The sequence below is a fragment of the Bizionia sp. genome (genome assembly GCF_048259285.1).
Lineage (GTDB): Bacteria > Bacteroidota > Bacteroidia > Flavobacteriales > Flavobacteriaceae > Algorimicrobium > Algorimicrobium hallyeonense.
Genome location: NZ_JBLXHU010000004.1, coordinates 11,876 through 35,719 on the forward strand (window position 1 = coordinate 11,876; position 23,844 = coordinate 35,719).

13 protein-coding genes are annotated in these 23,844 nt (G+C 35.5%); 10 read left to right on the plus strand and 3 right to left on the minus strand.

The annotated features are described in order from the left end of the window. Nucleotides 1-396 precede the first annotated feature (396 nt). Nucleotides 397-1,683, minus strand: coding sequence for a UDP-N-acetylmuramoyl-tripeptide--D-alanyl-D-alanine ligase (locus ACN0QX_RS02865; RefSeq protein ID WP_417195439.1), 1,287 nt, complete (start codon nucleotides 1,681-1,683; stop codon nucleotides 397-399). A gap of 67 nt (nucleotides 1,684-1,750) precedes the next feature. Continuing rightward, the gene (gene gldJ, locus ACN0QX_RS02870) at nucleotides 1,751-3,436 is read right to left on the minus strand and encodes a gliding motility lipoprotein GldJ (RefSeq protein WP_376861560.1); all 1,686 of its coding nucleotides are present in this window, start codon (nucleotides 3,434-3,436) and stop codon (nucleotides 1,751-1,753) included. A 264-nt stretch (nucleotides 3,437-3,700) separates the two neighbouring features. On the opposite strand from gldJ, the gene porU reads away from it, so the two are divergent. From porU to ctlX, 9 genes are all read left to right on the plus strand, one after another. Continuing rightward, nucleotides 3,701-7,570: a type IX secretion system sortase PorU gene (gene porU, locus ACN0QX_RS02875; protein WP_417195441.1), complete on the plus strand. Its 3,870-nt coding sequence runs from the start codon at nucleotides 3,701-3,703 to the stop codon at nucleotides 7,568-7,570. A 33-nt stretch (nucleotides 7,571-7,603) separates the two neighbouring features. After that, entirely contained in the window at nucleotides 7,604-8,863 is a 1,260-nt protein-coding gene (porV, locus tag ACN0QX_RS02880; RefSeq protein WP_417195443.1) for a type IX secretion system outer membrane channel protein PorV, read from the plus strand. Between the two features lie 92 nt (nucleotides 8,864-8,955). After that, entirely contained in the window at nucleotides 8,956-9,438 is a 483-nt protein-coding gene (gene cdd, locus ACN0QX_RS02885; RefSeq protein WP_248398176.1) for a cytidine deaminase, read from the plus strand. A gap of 111 nt (nucleotides 9,439-9,549) precedes the next feature. Continuing rightward, on the plus strand, nucleotides 9,550-10,548 hold the full coding sequence (gene pdhA, locus ACN0QX_RS02890) for a pyruvate dehydrogenase (acetyl-transferring) E1 component subunit alpha (protein WP_417195445.1): 999 nt from the start codon (nucleotides 9,550-9,552) through the stop codon (nucleotides 10,546-10,548). A gap of 3 nt (nucleotides 10,549-10,551) precedes the next feature. Next, nucleotides 10,552-12,258, plus strand: a complete 1,707-nt coding sequence (locus ACN0QX_RS02895; RefSeq protein WP_417195447.1) for a pyruvate dehydrogenase complex dihydrolipoamide acetyltransferase — start codon at nucleotides 10,552-10,554, stop codon at nucleotides 12,256-12,258. A 245-nt stretch (nucleotides 12,259-12,503) separates the two neighbouring features. Further along, entirely contained in the window at nucleotides 12,504-13,469 is a 966-nt protein-coding gene (locus tag ACN0QX_RS02900) for a M28 family peptidase (protein WP_417195449.1), read from the plus strand. Further along, on the plus strand, nucleotides 13,462-14,145 hold the full coding sequence (locus tag ACN0QX_RS02905; protein ID WP_417195450.1) for an SDR family NAD(P)-dependent oxidoreductase: 684 nt from the start codon (nucleotides 13,462-13,464) through the stop codon (nucleotides 14,143-14,145). The genes ACN0QX_RS02900 and ACN0QX_RS02905 overlap by 8 nt, the downstream gene beginning before the upstream one ends. A 154-nt stretch (nucleotides 14,146-14,299) precedes the next feature. After that, entirely contained in the window at nucleotides 14,300-18,370 is a 4,071-nt protein-coding gene (locus tag ACN0QX_RS02910; protein WP_417195452.1) for an FG-GAP-like repeat-containing protein, read from the plus strand. A 147-nt stretch (nucleotides 18,371-18,517) separates the two neighbouring features. Then, nucleotides 18,518-19,450 carry a citrulline utilization hydrolase CtlX gene (gene ctlX / locus ACN0QX_RS02915; RefSeq protein ID WP_417195577.1) on the plus strand — a complete coding sequence of 311 codons (933 nt, stop codon included), beginning with the start codon at nucleotides 18,518-18,520 and terminating at the stop codon, nucleotides 19,448-19,450. Between the two features lie 5 nt (nucleotides 19,451-19,455). Here ctlX and ACN0QX_RS02920 read toward each other — a convergent pair whose 3' ends face one another. After that, the gene (locus ACN0QX_RS02920; protein WP_417195453.1) at nucleotides 19,456-21,522 is read right to left on the minus strand and encodes an ATP-binding protein; all 2,067 of its coding nucleotides are present in this window, start codon (nucleotides 21,520-21,522) and stop codon (nucleotides 19,456-19,458) included. Between the two features lie 482 nt (nucleotides 21,523-22,004). Here ACN0QX_RS02920 and argS point away from each other — a divergent pair, with 482 nt between their 5' ends. Continuing rightward, on the plus strand, nucleotides 22,005-23,783 hold the full coding sequence (gene argS, locus ACN0QX_RS02925; RefSeq protein ID WP_417195455.1) for an arginine--tRNA ligase: 1,779 nt from the start codon (nucleotides 22,005-22,007) through the stop codon (nucleotides 23,781-23,783). Nucleotides 23,784-23,844 lie beyond the last annotated feature (61 nt).

Genomic DNA, 23,844 nt, shown 5'->3' on the forward strand with positions numbered 1-23,844 from the left:
CAGGTTTTAAAAACCTTTTAGGTCTTTTATAAAGTTCGCCTTAAAGGGGTTTGTGAAATAAAAAAAGCTAGAATGCGAGAGCATTCAGATTTACATTTGCAGGAGTGTGTTTATTCTGGATCAATGGAATTAATCCAAGAGCCTTAAGGTTAGACTTAACAGGTTTTAAAAACCTTTTAGGTCTTTTATAAAGCTCGCTTTAAAGGGGTTTGTGAAATAAAAAAAGCTAGAATGCGTGAGCATTCAGATTTATATTTGCAGGAGTGTGTTTATTCTGGATCAATGGAATTAATCCAAGAGCAGTAAGGTTTAACCTATCAAATTTTTAAAACCTGTTAGGTTATACATCGTAAATGGTGTTTAGGATTTGGTTTAAAAATAAATTCAATTCTGATCTTAATCTAGTAATTCCAACACACGCTCCAAAGCCATACCTCTAGAGCCTTTTATTATTACTAGTGCATTGTTTAGCGTTTCTACATTGAAAGTCTCCTTAAAAGCTTGAAATGATTTGTGAAAGGTTATTTTTGAATCAGTACTTGTAGCTTTGTAGAAATTTTCACCTAAAAAGAAGACTTTATCAATTTGAAGTGTGCCGGCTAAATTGACAATTGCTTGATGTTCCTTTTCAGCGTCTGGTCCTAATTCAAACATATCACCCAAAATGGCAATTTTATGAGGATGTTCTTGTCTTGAAAAATGCTCCAATGCAACCATCATACTAGAAGGATTAGCATTGTAAGCGTCTAAAATTATGCGGGTTGTTCCTTTGGTGATAATTTGTGAACGATTATTAGTTGGAATATAATTCTCAATGGCTTTTTGAATATCAGAATCATCGACTTCAAAATAATTTCCTATAGTAATAGCGGCAGCTATATTATTAAAATTATAAGCTCCAATTAAGTTACTAGTAATAGTTTTGTCATGATACGATAAACTAACAAAAGGTTTAGCATCTAAAAACTGAATGTATAATTGATTTTTGTTATCGGAAGGGCCAAAAGGGATTGTTTTAGCATTTTTGGTTTTATCTACTTGAATCGTATCTGCTGAGTTTATAAATATTGGTTTATTATGTGATATCAAATACTTATACAATTCACTTTTACCGATTATAACACCTTCAACGCCTCCAAACCCCTCTAAATGCGCTTTTCCAAAATTGGTGATATAGCCGTAATCTGGTTTTGCAATATGGCATAAAAAGGCAATTTCCTTTTGGTGATTTGCACCCATTTCAACCACACCTATTTCAGTCGCTTTGGTCATGGACAAAAGTGTTAATGGCACGCCAATATGATTATTTAAATTACCGATAGTAGCCGTTGTTCTAAATTTTTTGGAAAGCACAGCATGAATCAACTCTTTTGTCGTTGTTTTTCCGTTACTACCGGTGAGTGAAATAATAGGAATCCCTAAATAGTCCCGATGGAAAGTGGCAAGTTTTTGTAAGGTTTCTAATACATCCTGTACGAGAATGGTTTGATGGTTTTGGAAAAATTTAGGATTATCAATAACAACGTATTTAGCCCCATTTTCAAGGGCTTGTTTGGCAAAGCTATTACCATCAAAATTATCGCCTTTGAGCGCAAAAAATAGGCATTCTTGAGTGATTTTTCGCGTATCTGTACAAACGCTTTTGCATTCTAAAAAATGTTTATGAAGGGTATGTAGTTCCATAAAATAAAAGTATAAAAAAAGTCCTGACTACGGTCAGGACTTTTTGAAATTTTTATAACTAAATTAATTAGTTTTTCCTTTTGTTTTTGTTTTCTGATTTAGAACCTACACGAGACATGGCACATCTAAATCCAATATAATCAGTTGCCATATTTTGTGGGAAATAACGACGTTGAGCCGGATCTAACCAATACTCTCTGTCTTTCCATGAACCACCTTTATAAACACGAACTTCATCGTTAATTAAAGATGTACGCTTATCAGAACGGTCATACTCACGAATTAAAGCACCTGTTGAATCTGTTTCAACATTGTGATTTGGTGAGTTGTACATTTTTCTCGTATGCGTTGTTTCACTAGAACCGTCTTCCATTTCATTAAAACCATCACGGTAATCACGAGATGAACGCTGATCACCATCTCTATAATTTCTGTTATCGCTGGTATCAAAGTTTGTTCTTAAATAGGTTTCGTTTTCATCAACTGGTACTTGGTGAATTTCACCAGGTAAGTTTCTGGCAATTACTTTTCCGTTTGGTAAAGTATCAAACTTAATCTCATCACTCGTTACAATGCGTACGGTACCATCTTCATTTAATTCGTTTTTGGTATACACATTTCCACGGTAGTAATTAAAATCACTCATCTCATCATCAACAATAGGTCTGTAAACATCAGCAACCCATTCGGCTACGTTTCCAGCCATATCATATAATCCAAAATCATTTGGCTCGTAAGATTTTACAGCATTTGTAATATCAGCACCATCATCAGACCATCCAGCAATTCCGCCGTAATCTCCTTTACCTTGCTTAAAGTTAGCTAATTGATCACCTCTTACTTTACGTTTTCCTGAACGTGTATACTGACCATCCCATGGATATTTCTTACGGCCTCTATACACATTGTAACTACGAATAGATGTTAAGCCTAAAGCGGCATACTCCCATTCTGTTTCTGTTGGTAGTCTATATTTTGGAGAAATAAGTCCTGTTTCTCTTGTTGCATTCACATTTATTGGATCACCTGCTGCATTAGTTTGTACACGACGACGTGTGTTTTCTGGATCAGTAAGCGCTGTGTTTCCACCGTAAACTTGCGAAGGTGCATTAATATAAGTATCCGTGTTAAATGTAGCATCAGATGATACTTCATTTAATTTAGCATCTCTTTGAATATAACCTGCATCTTCTAAATTAGCTTCGTTAACACGATCTGAACGCCAGTTTGCAAATTCAACTGCTTGAATCCAACTAACTCCAACAACCGGATATTCTGCATAACCTGGATGACGTAAGTAGTTTTCGGTCATAACTTCATTAAAACCTAAACGATTTCTCCAAACAAGAGTGTCGGGAAGAACACCATCATAAATAGCTTTAAAGTTTTCTTCTGCTGGCGGATAAATTCGTTTAATCCAATCTAAATACTCTAAATACATCAAATTGGTAACTTCCGTTTCATCCATATAAAAGGATTGAACATGCTGCTGATTTGGTGAATTATTCCAATCATGCATTACATCGTCTTGAACTCTACCCATAGTAAAAGTTCCTCCTTCTACAAATACAAGTCCAGGTCCTGCTTCTTGTCCTTTAAAACTAGTATTGTATTGGAATCCTCCATCTCTAGAATTAATATCCCAACCGGTTGCTCGAGAACTGTTTGAGCCTGATCGTTTACAACCAACAGCTGTAACAGCTACTGCTAAAACTAACAATAATTTTATTGTTAATACATTTTTCATATCCATACGTTTAAGTAAGCTAAAAATATTTTTGGTGACGCAATATAAGAATTATGCGTAATAATACAAGTAATTATTTAATATTTACTTAAAATATTATGCGGTTCATCCTATTTATCAAGCATTTTAACGATGCTTTTTTTGCGTTTCTCCGTTGTTTTGTTACACTATAACGACCGATTATATTTTTTATTATGGAAATTTGAATTCATTTTCTTAAAATTGTTTGATTTTTAATAATAAGCGACACTAAATTGCGTTATTTGTGTAATGAAAAAGAAATTATTACTATTTGCCTTGCTCATTTCTGTTATGGCTTTTTCCCAGCAGAAGCGATTCAACATCACTTGGAATGGTACTAAAACCATAGCAAACGAAAGCTTTTCTATAAAAGTTCCTGCGTTCAATGAGGAGCATTTTAGTTACGGTTTATCCAATGGCTTGGAGTTTATTGCACAATGGGATATTCCGCAATTAATTAACGAGAATTCCGTGCAGATTTCTAATGTGAGCTATGCGGCAATTTCAAAAAGTGACTTAAAAGATGTTGACTTAAAAACAATTCCGAATGCCATAAAATATAGTCTTAATAATAGTATTAGTCGGAATAAAAGTGGCGCCTTTTTAACAGTTTCACCAATTATAAGAGAAAATGGGGTGTATAAAAAAGTAACGGCCTTCACGATTAATTATAATACCCAAAATAGTCATAGAGCATCCAATAGATCAAATATTGTAAATTCTGTTTTGAGCTCGGGTTCTTGGTATCGCTTTCAGGTAGATAAGTCGGGAGTTTTTAAAATATCCAGACAGTTTTTACAGCAATTAGGAATAAATATGGACGCTGTGGATCCTAGAACTATAAAGCTTTATGGTAATGGTGGACGCATGATTCCTTATTCCAATGCAGAACCTTATCCATATGATTTAGCTGAAAATGCCATTCGTATTATAGGTGAATCGGATGGGTATTTTCATGATGGAGATTATATTATGTTCTATGCGCAAGGGCCAAATGGATATGATGTAAAAAGAAATACCAATATTAACGCCTATAATTCTGTAACCTATTACTATATAAATATAAGTCAAGGAAACGGGAAGCGCATCCAACCCATGATTCAACCTTCTGGTTCTGTAGATATGATGATTGATACGTTTCAGGACTATCAATATCACGAAGTAGATGAATACAATTTAGCAAGTGTGGGTAGACGTTGGTTTGGAAACAGATTTGATATTGAAACCTCGCAAACCTTCGATTTTTCATTTCCAAATATTGTACCTTCAATTCCTGTAAGACTTACAACGTATGTAGCATCTACATCTGAAATTCCTACAACTATGGATTTGAAGGTAAATGCCACATCTGTAGCTAATTTAACCATTCCGGCTGTTACAGAAACAACGTTAGTAAGTGAATCCGTATTTAATGGTAATGTAAATGTGTCGAATGCAAATATTGCTATTACACTAGATTATAATAATGGTGGTAACCCTTCCGCCTTGGGTTATTTAGATTATATCTCCTTGGAAGCGACACGCGAATTAAAATTTGCAGGTGGTCAGTTTGTGTTCTATAACCGTGCCGTTGCAGGAGCATCTGGTATTGGGCAGTATAATCTTACAAACGCCACACAAGTGAATGAGGTATGGGACATAACGGATATTTATAATATTAGGAATTATAGTAATACAGGTTCAAACTCAACTATTTCCTTTACATCCAATTTAGGTTCCTTAAAGAAATATGCTGTAGTAGCTGCACCTAGTTTTCATGAACCCATCATGGTTTCAAATCCTTATGTAAGCAATCAAAATTTAAAAGGGTCTATTTTTAATAATGCACAAGGCGTTTTTGAAGATATAGATTATATAATTATTGCGCGTGGTGACATGGTTGGCCAAGCCGAACGTTTAGCTCAAATTAATAGAGCGCAGTATGGATTGAATGTTAAAGTGGTTAACTTAAGTAATATTTATTTAGAATTTGGACCAGGCGCTCAAGATATAGGAGCTATTCGGAATTTTGTGAAATATGTTTATGATAATGCTAGTTCACCGGAAAGGCGCTTAAAATATTTGTGTTTATTTGGTGATGGGTCTTTTGATTATAAAGACAGAATACCAAATAACACCAACATAATTCCTTCATGGCATGCCTATAATAGTTTTAATTTAACGAGCTCGTTTGTTTCAGATGATTTTTATGGCATGATGGATCCCAATGAAGGTGAAATGCAAACATCCGATAAATTAGACATTGCTGTTGGTCGTATTTTAGCAGATTCGCCTCAACAAGCATCAGAAATGGTAGATAAAGTGGCGTCGTATTACGTGGAAGCCTCGTATGGAAATTGGCGTAATAATGTGGTTGTAATTTCTGATGATGTGGATGAATCTTGGGAAAAAGATATTCAATTAACAACCAATACCATTGGCGATAATATTACAGCAGAAAAAAGCTTTATAAATGTAACTAAAATTCATTCGGATGCCTTTGTTCAGCAATCTTCAGCTGGTGGAAATACTTATCCCGCGGTAAAAACGGCCATGGTCAATGCTATAGAAAGCGGTGTTTTAGTGGTGAATTATTTTGGACATGGCGGTGAAGATGGTCTGACTAAAGAACGAATTTTTGAAAAACCCGATGCGCAGAACTTAAATAATGTATGTAAGCTTAATTGCTTTGTAACGGTAACCTGTGAATATACACGTTTTGATAACCCATTCCGTCCTACAGCAGGTGAATACACCTATTGGAATAAAGATGGTGGTGCCATTGGACTGATTACAACCACACGTCAAATTTTTGTGAGCGTTGGTATTTCCTTTAATATTGCCCTAACGGAGTACTTATTTTCCTATAATCCAGATGATGATTATGCAGATGATGAGTACCCAAGTATGGCCGAAGCCTTAAGGTTAACCAAGGTTAGTTCGGGCATTTCAGGAATTGGTCAAAGACGCTTGGTGTTCTTTATAGGTGATCCAGCTATGAAATTAACATTCCCAAAACCAAATGTGCGATTAACAGCTGTTGATGATGTTCCTGTTAGTCAACCAACACCAACATTAAAGGCATTAAGTCGTGCTAAATTAGCTGGAGAAGTAACGGATTTAACGGGTAATGTGCTTTCAAATTACAGTGGTGTGCTTTCGGTTAATATATATGACAAAAAGATACAGCGTACTACTTTAGCAAATGATAATGTTCAAGAAGGTGGTCAGCTTATTAAAATGGATTTTGAAACGCTGGGCGCCACAATCTTTAGAGGTCAAGCTTCTATTACCAATGGGCAATTTGAATTTGAATTTATAGTGCCAAGAGATATAGGTATTCCAGAAGGTAATGGTCGTGTTAGTTTTTATGCGAAAAAAACCAATGCGTTTGATGATCAATCGGGCGCTAATAGTAGCTCTGTAATAATAGGGGGGCTAAATCAAGATGCTCCGGAAGATGCCATCGGGCCCGTTATTCAGTTGTATATGAATGATGAAAACTTCGTGTCTGGTGGAATTACCAATAAGTCGCCTAGTTTATTAGTCAAATTGGAAGATGAAAACGGAATTAACACCGCTAGCGGAATTGGTCATGACATTGTGGCTATTTTAGATGGAGACGAAACGAATCCGTTTGTGTTAAATGATTATTATCAAACTGAAATTGATGATTATCAGCGTGGTACTGCCAATTTTCCACTGCGCGATATAGCCCCAGGACTACACACACTAACAGTGAAAGCGTGGGATGTGTATAATAACTCATCTGTTTCAGAAATTCAATTTGTGGTACATGACGAGAATCAGAGCCTTGTTATCGAAAATGTTTTAAATTACCCAAATCCTTTTGTTAATTACACCGAGTTTTGGTTTAATCACAATAGTTCGGATGCTTTAGACGTTTCAGTACAGATATTCACCGTTTCGGGTAAATTGGTGAAAACAATCAATGGACAAACCAATTCTTCCGAATGTTGTGGGAAAGGTACGTCCGCTTTATCAAGAGATATTGTTTGGGATGGTCGTGACGATTTTGGAGATAAAATTGGAAAAGGTGTTTATATCTATAAACTAACCGTAAGATCGCCACTATTAAATAAATCCGTTGAAAAAATTGAGAAACTTGTAATACTTTAATAATACTTTATATTTGCTAAATAAAATCAATACATGAAAAATCAAATTTTAATACTATTTACTCTTGTTTTTGCACACCAGATATATGCGCAAACAGTTGTTTTACCAAATACAAATGATTCGCGTGTAATTACCACAGGTTTACCATTTGTGTTAATTGCTGCCGATGCGCGCGCAGCATCCATGGGAGATATGGGAGTTGCTACTGGCGTCGATGTGTTTTCACAACAATGGAACCCGTCCAAATATGCGTTTTCAGAAACAAAACAAGGTATTGGTGTTAGTTATACACCCTACTTAAGTAGTTTAGTAAAAGATATATTTTTAGGTAATTTAACCTACTTCAACAGAATAAACGAACGTAGTGCTTTTGCTGCTAGTTTTAGATATTTCTCTTTAGGTGAAATTGAGTTAGTTCAAGATGAATTTTCTCAAGCACTTATTGAAAAACCAAACGAAATGACCATTGATGCATCCTACTCCTTAAAATTAAGTGAGCAGTTTGCTATGTCTGTTGCTATGCGTTATTTACGGTCTGATTTAAAAATTGGAGCAATTGATGCAGATGCCATTCCAGCAAGTACATTTGGTGTGGATATTTCGGGGTATTACCAAAGTGAAGAGCAAGCCTATGCAACCTTTAATGGTCGTACTCGTTTGGGATTCGCTATTCAAAATATTGGGCCAAAATTTAAATATGATGAAGGAGGTCAAGAAAACTTTCAACCTACAACCTTGCGTTTAGGTGGTGGCTTCGATTTTATATTAGATGATTTTAATAAAGTATCTATAACAGGTGAAGTTACCAAATTGTTGGTGCCAACACCACCTATTTATGGAACGGAATTTAATTATACCGATAATAATGGGAATGGAGTATATGATCCAGAAAACGGAACAGATAATACTGATACTGATGCTTTAGGAAGTGTTGTTACACCCAATGTTATCATAGAAGGTAAAGATCCAAACGTAGGCTTTTTTAAAGGTATGTTTCAGTCCTTTGGTGATGCACCAGGCGGATTTAGTGAAGAAATGCAAGAATGGACATGGGCTTTAGGAGCGGAATATATGTATCAAGATTCCTTTGGTTTTAGAGCGGGATATTTCCATGAAAGTTCAACAAAAGGAGCGAGACAATTTTTCGCCATTGGTGCCGGCTTTAAGTATAATGTAATTGGTATCGATTTATCATACTTATTCTCGGCGTCACAAGTAAAGAGTCCTTTAGAAAATACGTTGCGTTTTTCATTAACGTTTAATTTAGGACCTGGAACATATAGAGAGTATTAAAATATGTATAGGAATAAAACAAAAAACTATTGCAAACCGCAATAGTTTTTTTGTCTCATATAGTTTCTTAATTTCGTAGATATAAATAGATTATGAAAGAAATAAAAATTGAATCCATTCTTCAGGTTTATGATGATTTTGATGAGTTGCCAGAAGCGGTAGCATCTTTAATGACACAAGCTTCTGAAGCTAGAAGTAGAGCCTATTCCCCGTACTCTAACTTTAGTGTTGGGGCAGCCTTATTGCTAGACAATGATGAAATTATTACAGGTAATAATCAGGAAAATGCATCGTATCCGTCTGGATTATGTGCCGAACGTACAGCTATTTATTATGCAGGCTCCCAATTTCCCGATGCTAAAGTAGTTAGAATGGCGATTATTGCAGGTTCTAATATTAAGCATACTATGGCGCCAATTCCACCGTGTGGAGCATGCCGTCAAGCAATTGCCGAATATGAAGTGAAACAAAACGCACCTATTGAAATCTATTTTATGGGTGAAACAGGAAAGGTGGTAAAATCAGAATCGCTTGCCAATCTATTACCCTTAATTTTCGATAAAACCTTTCTTTAAAGCTTTTAACTTCATAAAGTGAGGTTTATCGTAATTTTTACGATTTTCGGTTTTTTCGTTAATAAGTAAAGTGTTACTTTTGTTTATTCGTTTATCAAATTAACGTAACCAATGCAAAAGATAACCAAAGAAGTATACCTAAAGTGGTATGAGGACATGTATTTCTGGAGAAAGTTTGAAGACAAACTAGCAGCCGTTTACATTCAACAAAAAGTAAGAGGATTTCTTCATTTATATAATGGTCAAGAGGCCATATTAGCAGGCGCTTTGCATGCTATGGATTTAACCAAAGATAAAATGATAACTGCGTATAGAAATCACGTTCAGCCAATTGGTATGGGTGTGGACCCTAAACGTGTTATGGCGGAACTATATGGTAAAGCAACAGGTACCTCTCAAGGACTAGGTGGCTCCATGCATATTTTTTCAAAAGAACACCGTTTTTATGGTGGTCACGGTATTGTTGGTGGTCAAATTCCATTAGGTGCCGGTATTGCATTTGGAGATAAGTATCATGATCGTGATGCCGTTACACTATGTTGTTTTGGTGATGGTGCTGCTAGACAAGGTTCACTTCACGAAACCTTCAACATGGCTATGCTTTGGAAATTGCCAGTTGTTTTTGTTTGTGAAAATAATGGCTACGCCATGGGAACCTCTGTTGAACGTACAGCCAACCATACCGATATTTGGAAGCTTGGTTTAGGCTACGAAATGCCTTGCGGCCCTGTAGATGGTATGAATCCAATAAAAGTAGCGGAAGCGTTTGATGAAGCTATTCAACGCGCTAGACGTGGAGATGGCCCTACATTTTTAGAGCTTAAAACCTACCGTTATAGAGGACATTCCATGAGTGATGCGCAGCATTATAGAACCAAAGATGAGGTTGCCGAATACAAGAAAATTGATCCAATTACCCAAGTAAAAGAAATTATTCTTGAAAAGGAATACGCAACCGAAGCAGAAATTAAAGTAATTGATAAACGTGTGAGAGCTTTAGTGGACGAATGTGAAAAGTTTGCCGAAGATTCGCCGTATCCAGAAAAGAACGTGATGTACGACGCTGTTTACGATCAAGAAGATTACCCATTCATACAACATAAACTATAAACAATGGCTGAAATTATAAATATGCCGCGTTTAAGCGATACCATGGAAGAAGGTACCGTTGCCACGTGGTTGAAGCAAGTTGGAGATAAGATAGAAGAAGGTGATATCCTTGCTGAAATTGAAACTGATAAAGCCACGATGGAATTTGAATCGTTTCACGAAGGCACCTTATTACATATTGGTGTTCAAGAAGGAGAAACAACTAAAGTAGATGAGCTTTTGGCTATTATTGGCGAGGAAGGTGAAGATATTTCAGATTTGATAAAAGGAGATTCAACAACCAAAAAAGAAGAAGATGCATCTGAATCTGCGGATGCAGACGAGGACGATTCTGAAAATGAGTCTAAAAAAGAGTCAGAAGATAAATCTGAAGGTAAAGACGCTGAAGATTCTTCTAAAGACGATACAGACAAGGAAACTGAATTACCAGAAGGTGTAACCGTAGTTACCATGCCACGATTAAGTGACACTATGGAAGAAGGGACGGTTGCTACCTGGTTGAAAAAAATTGGTGATACGGTTGAAGAAGGTGAAATTTTAGCAGAAATTGAAACTGACAAAGCCACTATGGAATTCGAATCTTTTCAATCTGGTACTTTATTACATATCGGTTTAGAGGAAGGCGAAACGGCAAAGGTAGATGCCCTTTTAGCTATTATTGGTCCAGAAGGAACAGATGTTTCAGCTGTTGCTAAAAACTTTAAAGCGGAAGGAACTTCAGATAAACAAGAAGATCAGCCGAAATCAGAAAAATCAGAACCAAAAAAAGAAGATAAAATAGAGCCTAAAAAAGAAACGGTCATTCAGAGCGAAAGCGGAGAATCATCAAGTTCATCTTCTACGTCAAATTCAAGCGGACGCGTATTCATTTCGCCATTAGCTAAAAAAATGGCCGAAGAACGCGGAATAGATATTTCACAAATAACAGGATCTGCCGAAAATGGACGTATTGTAAAACGCGATGTCGAGAACTTTAAGCCTAGCGCAACCTCCGCAGCAGCTGTTGGGAAATTTGTACCAACAGGTGAAGAGGATTTTGATGAGGTGAAACATTCGCAAATGCGTAAAGTAATTGCCAAGCGCTTAGCAGAATCTAAATTTACGGCACCACATTACTATTTAAATGTGGAGTTTGATATGGAAAATGCTATGGCGTTCCGTGAGCAATACAATTCCATTCCAGATATAAAAATTTCATATAACGATATTATTGTAAAAGCTTGTGCCTTGGCTTTAAAGAAGCATCCACAAGTAAACTCACAATGGTTTGATGATAAAATGAAACTAAATAATCACGTTCATATTGGTGTTGCGGTTGCAGTTCCAGACGGATTAGTGGTACCTGTGGTGCGTTTTGCAAATGAGCAATCCTTACCTCAAATTGGCGCTGCTGTTAGGGAATATGCAGGAAAAGCGAAAAACAAGAAATTAACGCCTCAAGAAATGGAAGGCAGTACGTTTACCATTTCTAATTTGGGTATGTTTGGAATTGAAAGTTTTACATCTATTATCAATCAGCCAAACTCTGCTATTTTATCTGTTGGCGCTATTTTAGAAAAGCCGGTTGTAAAAAATGGCCAAGTAGTTGTAGGAAATACCATGAAGTTAACCATGGCTTGCGATCACAGAACGGTTGATGGCGCTACAGGATCGGAATTTCTTTTAACTTTAAAAGGTTATATTGAGAATCCAATAACCATGTTAGTGTAATTTATAATTAAAAAGTATAACCTTATATATTTAGAAAATCCTGCTAAACCAAGCAGGATTTTTTTATATTTAAACTTTAATCAAAGGTCAATAATTTTATTACCAAACAGGTCATTTAGTTTAAGAAAGCAAGCTTGTTTGAAGCATTTCTTAATAAGGTAATAATTTATAGAAACAGTTCCGAGATGTATTGGAACCACAACCAAAAAACGAGTCTGCAAAAGACAGACAATAAAAATTTACTCATGAAAAAGCTCATTTTATTATTTGTTGCTATCAGTATTTTTAGCTGTAAGGCAAAACAAGAAAATCATCAAGTTAAAACTGTTGAAAATATTTCTATAACAGCTAGTGAGGTCAAGGAAACCGTTTCTTTCCTGGCGTCCGATGATCAAATGGGCCGTGGTACGGGAAGTGTGGGTATAGACGTTTCTGCAAATTATATTGAAAAGCAATTAAAAGAGTTTGGTGTTAAACCTTATTATGATACCTATAGGGATCATTTTAAAGTTCAAGAAATGGATGCCTATAACGTTGTAGGGTTTTTAGAGGGAACCGATGCAACGCTAAAAAATGAAATTATCATTATTGGTGCTCATTATGATCATATTGGAACGAAAGCTAAAATGGTTGCATCCGATTCAATTGCTAATGGCGCCAATGATAATGCCGCGGGAACATCATCCGTTTTGGCCATGGCGCGCTATTTTGGAGCTAAAAAATCCAATAAACGTAGTTTAATGTTTGTGTTGTTTTCGGCGGAAGAAATGGGCTTATTGGGCTCTAAACATTTAGCTAATAGACTCAAAGATGAAAACGCTAACTTATATACCGTAGTAAATATGGAAATGATTGGTGTGCCTTTTAAAGATCGCGACTATGTAGCTTTTTTAACGGGCTATGGTAAGTCCAATATGGCTGAAAAAATTAACGCTTATGTAGGGGCTAATTTTTTAGGAGAATCTGAAGTGGCTAAACAATACAATTTATTTAAAGCATCCGATAATTATCCGTTTTATGACGTGTTTAAAATGCCTTCACATACCATTTCGTCTTGCGATTTATCAAATTATGATTTCTACCATCATGTTGGTGACGAAATAGATAAATTGGATTATGACCACATGGCGAGTTTAATTAATCAATTAATTCCAGGTATTGAAAAAATGAGTAATACGGCAACCCAAGAAATTAAAATGCACGATGAGTAAAAATGTTATAATTACGGGAACAAGCAGAGGAATTGGGTTTGAATTAGTCAAACAGTTTTCAGAAAAAGGCTATCAAGTTTTAGCATTGTCAAGAAATGCAAAACCCATTTTAGACTTAAAGCTGCTTAATGTAACGGCTTTTCCTTTCGATTTATCAAAAAAAGCGGACTTTCATAAAGTGGAAACCTTTGTGAAAAACGAATGGGGCCACGTCGATATTCTAATTAATAATGCCGGTGCACTTCTCAATAAACCCTTTTCGGAAACCACATTGGAAGATTTTGAATTCGTATATAAAACCAATGTGTTTGGCGTTGCAGAGATGACACGTGTTATATTGCCGTTTATGAAAACTCAAAGTCATGTGCTAACTATTAGCTCAATGGGTGGCGTTCAAGGTAGTATGAAATTTCCTGGCCTTGCAGCTTATAGCTCCAGTAAAGGAGCTGTTATAACCTTAACAGAATTATGGGCAGAGGAATATAAAGAAACGGGTATCTGTTTTAATGTATTAGCATTGGGCGCTGTTCAAACGGAAATGCTTGAAGAGGCGTTTCCAGGATTTGAAGTGCCCATGACACCAAAATCTATGGCAAATTATATTTTTGACTTTTCTACAACTGGTCAAAAATACTATAACGGCAAACTATTACAAGTGTCCAATTCCACGCCGTAAAATTCTTTATATCAGAATATTGAACGTTTTGTTTAACGTTTGCTTAAGAATTTTTCTTACTTATCATACCATTTAAAGTAATTATTTGGCACTTTGTAGAATAAATTTTTAAGAAAGAATAAATAGTGCTTCATTTGATTAAATATTAATTATTATGAGGGAAAATCAACTATTCAAAGGCTTATTAATGAGTCTTATTTTCATGGCTTGTGCGTTGCAAACTACAGCGCAAGTTTTTCAACGCGCTGATGCGGTTTCTGGTTTAGGAAACCTTGAACAAAATAGTGGTGTTGCCGTTGCAGATTATGATGGTGATAACGTTATGGATATTTTTGTAGTAGCCGAAGCCATTGATGTAAACGGTATTGAGCGAACACACAGTAAATTATTTAAAAATAATAACGACGGTTCCTTTACAGATGTAACGGTAGCTGCTGGATTAAATAATATGCTAATTACAGATTATAGTCAAGATGGTGTGTTTTATAGCTTTGACGGATTTAAACAAGGTGCTTTTTGGGGGGATTATAATAATGATGGTTTCCCAGATTTGTTTATAACCAACACCTTTAATGTGTTATTATATCAAAATAACGGCGATGGTACATTTTCTAATATCACAGCAAGTGCGGGATTTAATTTAGCCACAACCTGTCAGTATATGGGAGCCACTTGGTTTGATTATAATAACGATGGGTTTTTAGATATCTATATTAATGATTGGGGTGGATGTTCTTCAAACCTTTTATATCGTAATAATGCAGATGGTACTTTTACAGATGTAACCGCTTCTACTGGAATTGCTGAAGTAACGCCTAGAGAGAGCTTTACAGCCATGCCTTTTGATTTTAATCAAGATGGGTTTATGGATTTATACGTAAGTAATGATTTTGATGAAATTAATTATTTGTATATCAATAATGGTGGCACCAGTTTTACAGAGCAAGCTAGCGCCGTTGGTTTAAATAATAATTTTGATGACATGGGTATTGCCATGGGCGATTATAATAATGATGGTTTTTTTGATTTTTTTATAACAGGAATAGATGAAACCGCTTTATTTACCAATACAGGAACCAATACATTTACAGAGAATAGTTTAGCCAATAATATTGCTGGTAACGGATGGGCTTGGGGTACCAAGTTTGCCGATTTCGATTTAGACGGTGATGAAGATTTGTTTATTGCAAATGGATATACGTTCGAAAATAGAAATGCAGAATATAATGTATACTATAAAAACAAATATGTTGAAGGAGATAATAATTTTGAAAATGCAACCATAGCATCAAACCTTCATGATTTAACAATTAGTATTGAAGCCGTTGATTTTGATTATGACAATGATGGTGATTTAGATTTATACCTGACCAATAGTGATATAAACTCCTTTTTATATGAAAATACGTTATTAAATGTGGGTGATCCAAATCCCGTACATTTCTTTAAATTGTCTTTGGAAGGAACAACTTCTAACAAAAGTGCTATCGGTACAGAAGTAACAATTACTACCGCTTCTGGGACTTTTAAACGTTACTTTAATGGTGTTGGATTTTTAGGTCAGAGCATCAAACCCGTTCATTTTGGTTTAAATACAGATACGCAAATTAGTGATGTTACAATTAAGTGGCCGTCAGGGACTGTAGAGTCGTATCAAAATATTGCCGCTGATTCACACTTTAAAGCAACTGAAGGTGCAGGTATGGTGGATTTAATGATTTCACCAAGTGTTAAAATATTTGGTTGTACAGATCCTACGTCATGTTCCTACAATCCGTCAGCAACAGTTGATGATGGTTCATGTACCTATTTGGCTTCTGATGTTATTTCAGGTACTACAATAGTAGGTTTTTTAGACGAAGAAACATATACCTATCCGTTATCTGATCCTAGCTCAACTCTTGCATGGACGGTTACAGGAGGAGAATTAGTTAGTGGTCAAGGAACAAATAGTCTTACTGTAAAATGGGGAATAAATGACACAGGAAAAATAACCGTAAAAGAAACGAGCACCTTATGTTCAAGTCCAGTGGTTGAATTGGACGTAGATATTGTTATTTATGAAACACCAGACAATGTGTCCATTGCTAGACTTTGGAATGAGGCGTTACTTGAGGCCATTAGAAAAGATTTTGCTAGACCAACCGTACACGCTAGAAATTTATTTCATTCCAGTGTTGCTATGTATGATATATGGGCAATTTATGATAAAATTGAAAACCCAGGAAATGGACAACACGGTGATCCATATTTAGTAGGAAATACAGTGCATGGTTTTACGAGCACACTGCAAGCTTTTTCACCATTAGAAGGTAATACAGCGTCCGTTAATAAAGCGGTTAGTTACGCTATGTATAGATTATTAACCCATAGGTTTCAAAATTCACCTGGTGTTTTTCAAACTCAACAACGTTTTAATTTTTTAATGGATCAGTTAGGTTATAGCACTGGAGTAACATCTACGGATTATACTTCTGGTAATGCTGCTGAACTTGGAAACTATATTGGGCAAATACTTATAGATTACGGAAATTCGGATGGCGCAAGAGAAGCTACAGGTTATGATAATGCGTATTATCAGCCGGTTAACCCACCGTTAGCACCAGCTTATGAAGCCGTTTCGTTAACCGATCCTAATCGCTGGCAATCATTAAGTTTGGATACATATATTGACCAAAGTGGAAATTTAATTGATGGTGATGTTATTAACTTTTTAAGCCCTGAATGGGGAGATGTAACACCTTTTGCTATGTCAAGTGGTGATAAGGATATCTTTCAAAGAGATGGTGATGATTATAGTGTATACCACAATCCTGCAAATCCACCATATATAGATAACACCAATACAAGTGTTTCAAGCGAGGCCTATAAATGGAATTTTTCTATGGTGTCCGTTTGGGGTTCTCATTTAGATCCAGCTGATGGTGTTATGTGGGACATTTCACCCGGCGCTATTGGAAATACGCCTATTTCTTCATTTCCAACCGATTATACACAATACCCAACGTTTTATAATCGTGTGGTTGGAGGCGATCCAGGAACTGGACGTAATTTAAACCCTGTAACTAATCAGCCTTACCAGCCACAAGTTGTGCCTCGTGGTGATTATACGCGTGTTTTAGCAGAATTCTGGGCAGATGGTCCAGATTCTGAAACGCCTCCAGGTCACTGGTTTACATTGTTAAATCATGTGTCTGATAATCCATTATTGGAGAAAAAACTGAATGGAACAGGAGACGTATTGGAACCTGTAGAATGGGATGTGAAATCGTATTTTATTTTAGGTGGTGCCATGCATGATGCGGCCATTACAGCTTGGAGTATTAAAGGATGGTATGATTATATTCGTCCAATTTCAGCTATTCGTTATATGGCCGATTTAGGTCAAAGTTCAGATGACCAATTAGCTAGCTATCACCCACAAGGAATTAAGCTAGAACCTGGTTTTGTTGAATTGGTAGAATCTGGCGATCCACTTGCTGGTGGTTTCGACCAAAATGTTGGTAAAATTAAATTATACTCTTGGAAAGGTCCTGACTTTGTTAGTAATACGGACACCGATACGGCTGGAGTAGGTTGGATTTTATCTGAAAACTGGTGGCCTTACCAAAGACCATCGTTTGTAACACCACCTTTTGCTGGTTTTATTTCAGGACATTCTACGTACTCAAGAGCGGCTGCTGAAGTTATGACCCTCATTACAGGAGATGAATATTTCCCTGGAGGAATGGGTGAGTTTGTAGCCTATAAAAATGATTTTTTAGTTTTTGAAGAAGGTCCATCTGTGGATATTACCTTGCAATGGGCAACATATCGTGATGCATCAGATCAATGTAGTTTATCAAGAATCTGGGGCGGAATTCATCCACCAGCTGATGATATCCCAGGCCGTATAATTGGTGAAACTATTGGTGTTGAAGCATACAATTTTGCAATACCTTACTTTAATGGTTCTACATTAGGAGTTGATAGTTTTGCTTTGAATACATCAACTATTTATCCAAATCCAGTAACTTCTGGTGGGACGATTAATATTACCCATGCAAACCCAGATGATAACTATAAATTATATGATGTTAGTGGTCGTTCCATTACACTATCAAATACACAGTATGATGGATTTAGTGGGAATACTAGAGTAACCATTCCTCCTACAACAGCCACTGGAGTATATATCCTGTCTGGAAATAATTTTTCACAGAAAATCATTATTAGTGGAAACTAATAAATTGATTTTATAATTAAACAAAGAAGGCTGCATTTTGCAGCCTTCTTTGTTTTTAAGCAGGTTCTAAAAAGCCCTTACTTTTTATTGTTAAACATGCGTGGGATTCTATAAAAAAGCATAATTTTGCAATCCAAATACAGCATGATGTCACAAACAACAAATACCATATTGATGATTCGCCCAGTTCATTTTAGAATGAATGAACAAACAGCGGTAAATAATTATTTTCAGGAAGATTTAGATCTTAAAAATGCTGAAATTAATGCCAAAGCGCAAGAAGAGTTTGATGCTTTTGTTGGTAAATTACGTGCTGTTGGTGTTTCGGTAATTGTAGAAAACGATATCAAGGCATTAAATGCACCAGATTCCATATTCCCAAATAACTGGGTGAGCTTCCACGAAAATGGCGATGTAGCACTTTACCCTATGTTTGCTGAAAACAGACGTGTGGAGAGACGTGAAGATATTCTTTTGCGTTTGGAAGAGGCTGGTTTTAAAATTGAAAACATTATTGACTACACAGAAGCGGAAAACGAAGGTGTATTTCTTGAAGGGACTGGAAGCCTATTGTTGGATAGAATAAATAAAAAAGCCTATTGTGCATTATCTGCTAGAGCGGACGAGGATTTATTTATCGAGTTTTGTGAGGATTTTGATTATGCGCCAATGTTATTTACAGCGTTCCAAACGGTAGAAGGCAAACGTTTGCCAATTTACCACACAAATGTAATGATGTGTCTTGCCGAAAAATTTGCAGTAATTTGTTTAGATAGCATAGACGATAAAAAAGAGCGTAAATCCATTGTAAAGAGCTTAAAAGAAGACGGAAAAAGTATTATTGCCATTACAGAAGCGCAAATGCATCAGTTTGCTGGAAACATGCTCCAAGTTCAAGGACATTTAAATCAGCGGTATTTAGTTATGAGCAAAGCAGCTCATGATAGTTTAACCGTTGCTCAAATAAACGACATTGAAAAGCATTGTCCTATTTTATCAAGCTCGTTAGAAACTATTGAAACGTGTGGAGGTGGAAGTGCGCGTTGTATGATGGCCGAAGTGTTCTTGCCTAAAGCTTAAAAATTTTATACTACAGGATTGGATTTAGGTAACTCTATATAAAAGGTTGTTCCTCGATTTAGGCTGCTTTCTACCCAAATTTTCCCCATATTAAGGTCTACTAATTCTTTACAAATTGTTAGTCCTAAACCAGTGCCTTTTTCATTACTAGTACCAACGGTTGTGAATGTGCTATTTTTAAATAGTTTCTCAATATTTTCTGGTGCAATTCCAACACCTGTATCTGAAATGCTGATTATTGAGCGTCCATTACTTATCCGGTTTGCTACCGTAATGGTGTCTCCAGATTTACTAAATTTTATGGCATTGGTTAATAAGTTTTGAACAACAATTTCAATCATACTTCGATCTGCATAAACAAAATCGTGTAAGGTTTGGTTGATTAATGTAATGCCCTTTTTCTCTAATTTCTGTTCTAATAAGTGTGTCTTTTCTTCAAATACTTCTTGAATATCAAATAAACTTGGATTGGATTCCAAGGATTGCATTTGGGATTTAGACCAGTTTAATAAATTGAAAAGCAACAAGGATGCATTGTTAGCATTTTCACTTAATTCAGGAATTAGCGAATTAAATTCAGACTGTGTTAACGAGCCATCATTTAATAAATCAATAAATCCTTTAATAGATGTTAACGAATCCTTCAAATCATGAGAAACAATGGAAAACAAACGGTCCTTCACCTTATTAATGTCTTCTAAATGCTTGGTTTGCTCTAAAATAGCAGCATTTTGTAATTCTATTTTCTGATTTTTTTCTTCTAAATCGCGCGTGTATTTTAAGCGGCTGTTTCGCTTGGAATAGATCAACACAAAAAAGATAAGTAGAATGGCAAATACAGCTAATAAAATATAGAACACAAACCGCAAGTTATTCAGTTTTTTCTCGTTTTCCGTGTTCTCTTGCTCATGCTGTTCTAAAATATTGGACTCCACCGATTTGCTAATAGCATTAATATCTGATAATGATGGTACATTGGAAGTGGGTTCTACTTTAGGTAACCGATTTTGCAATTCAATCCGTCTTTTCAGATTATAATAATCACGTTGTCTTTCAAAAGCACGTTCATAATTTCTGTTCGTGGAATCCAAAACCGTCATTAATCTATAATTCATTAATAACTGCTGATCGTTTTCTAAAGCCTCCGCAATTTTACCCGCCTCTGTTAATTGAATCTCGGCAATAGTGGTTTTGTTTTGCTGTAAATTAAGTTTCCCTAAATTATTAAGTGAAATTAACAATCCTAATTGATTGTCCGTTTGCCTATTTAATTTCAGACCTTCTAACAAATAGCCTGTGGCAACATCATAATCCTTAAATTGAAGATATTCACCACCTAAACGCGGTAAGATTTCGCCTTTTAAAGAATCGTTTTCTTCATTTAAGTCACGAAGTACTTTTTCGTAATAATCAATTGCTTTTCGGTTTTCCTTTTCAAGAGAATACAGTTCAGCAAGCTTTTTATGCGTTGAAATTATACCAATTTTATCATTTAGTTTCTTTTCAATCTCCAAGCGCTTCAGATTGAATTCAATGGCTTTAGCACGATTGTTAATATGCTCATAAGCATCTGCTAAATTTTTGTAGGCAGAACATAACTCCTTGTTTAAGCCACGTTTTTCTAATTCAATAATAGCGGATAAGGAATACTGTAGCCCTTTGTTATAATTACCACGCGCTATCTCAATTAGGCCAATGCTATTATTAACTTTCGCAATACTTAAAGTGTCTTTTAAAACAATAAATAAGTCTTTAGATTTGGTATAGTTATCAATAGCATTGATATAATCATCCTTTTCAGCAAAAATTAAAGCTTTATAATAGGTGATTTCTGCATTGCCTTTTTGATAATTTAAAGTGTTTGATAATTTCTCGCTTTCAGAAATGAACTTTAAAGATTTGGCATATTCTTTACTGTCATAAAGCGATTTTATAAGCTTAAGCGAGGTTTCAACTTTAGACGTATCGGATTTTTGAAAGGCTAATTGAATAGTAAGACTATCCTGTTCCTTTGTTTGGGAGAAACAAATAAAAACAGAAAGAAATAGTAACAAAGTAATTAATTGCCTCATACAATTATAAAGCTACAACGAGCCGTATAATCAAGCTTATTTAAAATCTTGAGATACAACGTTAAAGCAGGTAATGTGTTAGTTTAAAAAGCCCATTAATTTGGGATCAATAGCATTTACTTCACAAAAATTGTTAAAAGAGATATAAAATGCTAATTTTTAGGTTTTAATACCAATAAATTAGTTGAAATGACCAATGGCTTTTTCTTTAAAATAACCGATTCCGACTAACGGTAATTATCTTGGAATAACGACACATTAGTCGATGAAATGCACATGAAGTTTTACGGGCTTATTTACCTTTTATATAGACGTTTTTAATGGCATGACACATTGGGTAATTTCTAATCTTCAAAAATAACCATCTCATGATTCCCACCTCATGGGCTAGTAATGAAATAGATGGTGCACGTAATTCTAACTAAAAATTGCATGAATAACTTGTATTAAAATAGTATCTTTGAACTCTTAAAAATGTAAAAATGAATCTTCAAGAAACCCTTTCAGAATCTGTAAAACAAGCGGTAAAATCCATTTATAACGTGGCCATTTCTTCCGTAGAATTTCAAGCAACACGTAAAGAATTTCCTGGCGATATAACTGTTGTTGTCTTTTCCATGTTACGAGAAATAAAAGGGAACCCGGTTCAAATTGGTGAGCAAATTGGTCAGTTTTTAAAAGATAATCTGGACGTCGTTATAGGTTTCAATGTGGTTAAAGGGTTTTTAAATATTGAAATTGAAGATGCCTATTATCTAAAATTTTTCAATGCTATTTCTCAAAAAACCGACTTTGGGTTTGTAGAGGCAAAACAGGATGACAAGGCTATTTTGGTTGAATATTCGTCGCCAAACACCAACAAGCCTTTGCACTTAGGGCATATTCGAAATAACTTATTAGGTTACAGTGTAGCCGAAATTATAAAAGCTTCAGGTAAAAAAGTTTATAAAACGCAAATTATTAACGACCGCGGAATTCATATTTGTAAAAGTATGTTGGCTTGGGAACGTTTTGGAAATGGTGAAACACCAGAATCAACAGGTTTAAAAGGTGATAAACTGGTTGGTAATTACTATGTGAAATTCGATCAAGAATATAAAAAACAGATTGCAGAACTTATTAATCAAGGGAAAACCGAAGCGGAAGCAAAACAGGAAGCACCTATTATTTTGGAAGCACAAAATATGCTTCTTAAATGGGAAGCGGGTGATGAGCACGTGGTTTCACTTTGGAAAAAAATGAATGGATGGGTTTATAGCGGCTTTGATGTTACATATAAAAACCTAGGTGTAGATTTTGATAAATTGTACTACGAAAGTGAAACCTATTTATTGGGTAAAGAGTTTGTTGCCGAAGGATTAAAAACAGGGGTTTTCTTTAAAAAAGAAGACGGTTCTGTTTGGTGTGATTTGACCGAAGATGGTCTGGATGAAAAAATTGTTTTGCGTGCCGATGGTACAGCCGTTTATATGACGCAAGATATTGGAACAGCTATCCAACGTGCTAAAGATTATCCGGATGTGGGAGGCATGGTTTATACGGTTGGTAACGAGCAAGATTATCACTTTCAAGTCCTATTTTTAATTTTGAAAAAATTAGGATTTGATTGGGCTAAAAACCTCTTCCATTTAAGTTATGGAATGGTAGATTTGCCAAGCGGTAAAATGAAAAGTCGAGAAGGAACGGTTGTAGATGCAGACGATTTAATGCAAGATATGACAAACACAGCCGAAGAAATTTCAAGCGAACTTGGAAAACTGGATGGTTACTCAGAAACCGATAAGCAAGAACTGTATCAAACTATTGGTATGGGTGCGTTAAAATATTACATTCTAAAAGTAGACCCTAAAAAACGTATTTTATTTGACCCAAAAGAGTCTGTAGATTTTCAAGGAAATACAGGACCTTTTATTCAATATACCTACGCGCGAATTCAAGCTATTTTACGTAAAGCGGATTTTAATATTTCGCAAGCCATTACGGATATTAAATTACATGAAAAAGAACGCGACCTTATTAAGCAAATAGAACTGTTTCCGGAAGTTATTCAAAATGCCGCAAACAACCATAGTCCTGCTTTAATTGCCAATTATATTTACGATTTGGTAAAAGGCTTTAATTCGTTTTATCAAAATGTGTCTATTCTTGGTGCTGATTCTGATTCGGAAAAGGTTTTCCGTGTTCAACTTTCACAATCGGTGGCGCAAATTATTAAAAATGGCTTTAGTTTGTTAGGTATTCATGTGCCAGAACGTATGTAATTTATTTAAGATATAGATGTTTTATAATGTGGAGTTGCAATCAGACTATTATGTTTTTGAT

Excerpts from the sequence above, each read along its gene's own strand:
- ACN0QX_RS02865 (WP_417195439.1), bottom strand. The coding sequence starts at position 1,683 with ATGGAACTACATACCCTTCATAAACATTTTTTAGAATGCAAAAGCGTT.
- gldJ (WP_376861560.1), bottom strand. The coding sequence starts at position 3,436 with ATGGATATGAAAAATGTATTAACAATAAAATTATTGTTAGTTTTAGCA.
- porU (WP_417195441.1), top strand. The coding sequence starts at position 3,701 with ATGAAAAAGAAATTATTACTATTTGCCTTGCTCATTTCTGTTATGGCT.
- porV (WP_417195443.1), top strand. The coding sequence starts at position 7,604 with ATGAAAAATCAAATTTTAATACTATTTACTCTTGTTTTTGCACACCAG.
- cdd (WP_248398176.1), top strand. The coding sequence starts at position 8,956 with ATGAAAGAAATAAAAATTGAATCCATTCTTCAGGTTTATGATGATTTT.
- pdhA (WP_417195445.1), top strand. The coding sequence starts at position 9,550 with ATGCAAAAGATAACCAAAGAAGTATACCTAAAGTGGTATGAGGACATG.
- ACN0QX_RS02895 (WP_417195447.1), top strand. The coding sequence starts at position 10,552 with ATGGCTGAAATTATAAATATGCCGCGTTTAAGCGATACCATGGAAGAA.
- ACN0QX_RS02900 (WP_417195449.1), top strand. The coding sequence starts at position 12,504 with ATGAAAAAGCTCATTTTATTATTTGTTGCTATCAGTATTTTTAGCTGT.
- ACN0QX_RS02905 (WP_417195450.1), top strand. The coding sequence starts at position 13,462 with ATGAGTAAAAATGTTATAATTACGGGAACAAGCAGAGGAATTGGGTTT.
- ACN0QX_RS02910 (WP_417195452.1), top strand. The coding sequence starts at position 14,300 with ATGAGGGAAAATCAACTATTCAAAGGCTTATTAATGAGTCTTATTTTC.
- ctlX (WP_417195577.1), top strand. The coding sequence starts at position 18,518 with ATGTCACAAACAACAAATACCATATTGATGATTCGCCCAGTTCATTTT.
- ACN0QX_RS02920 (WP_417195453.1), bottom strand. The coding sequence starts at position 21,522 with ATGAGGCAATTAATTACTTTGTTACTATTTCTTTCTGTTTTTATTTGT.
- argS (WP_417195455.1), top strand. The coding sequence starts at position 22,005 with ATGAATCTTCAAGAAACCCTTTCAGAATCTGTAAAACAAGCGGTAAAA.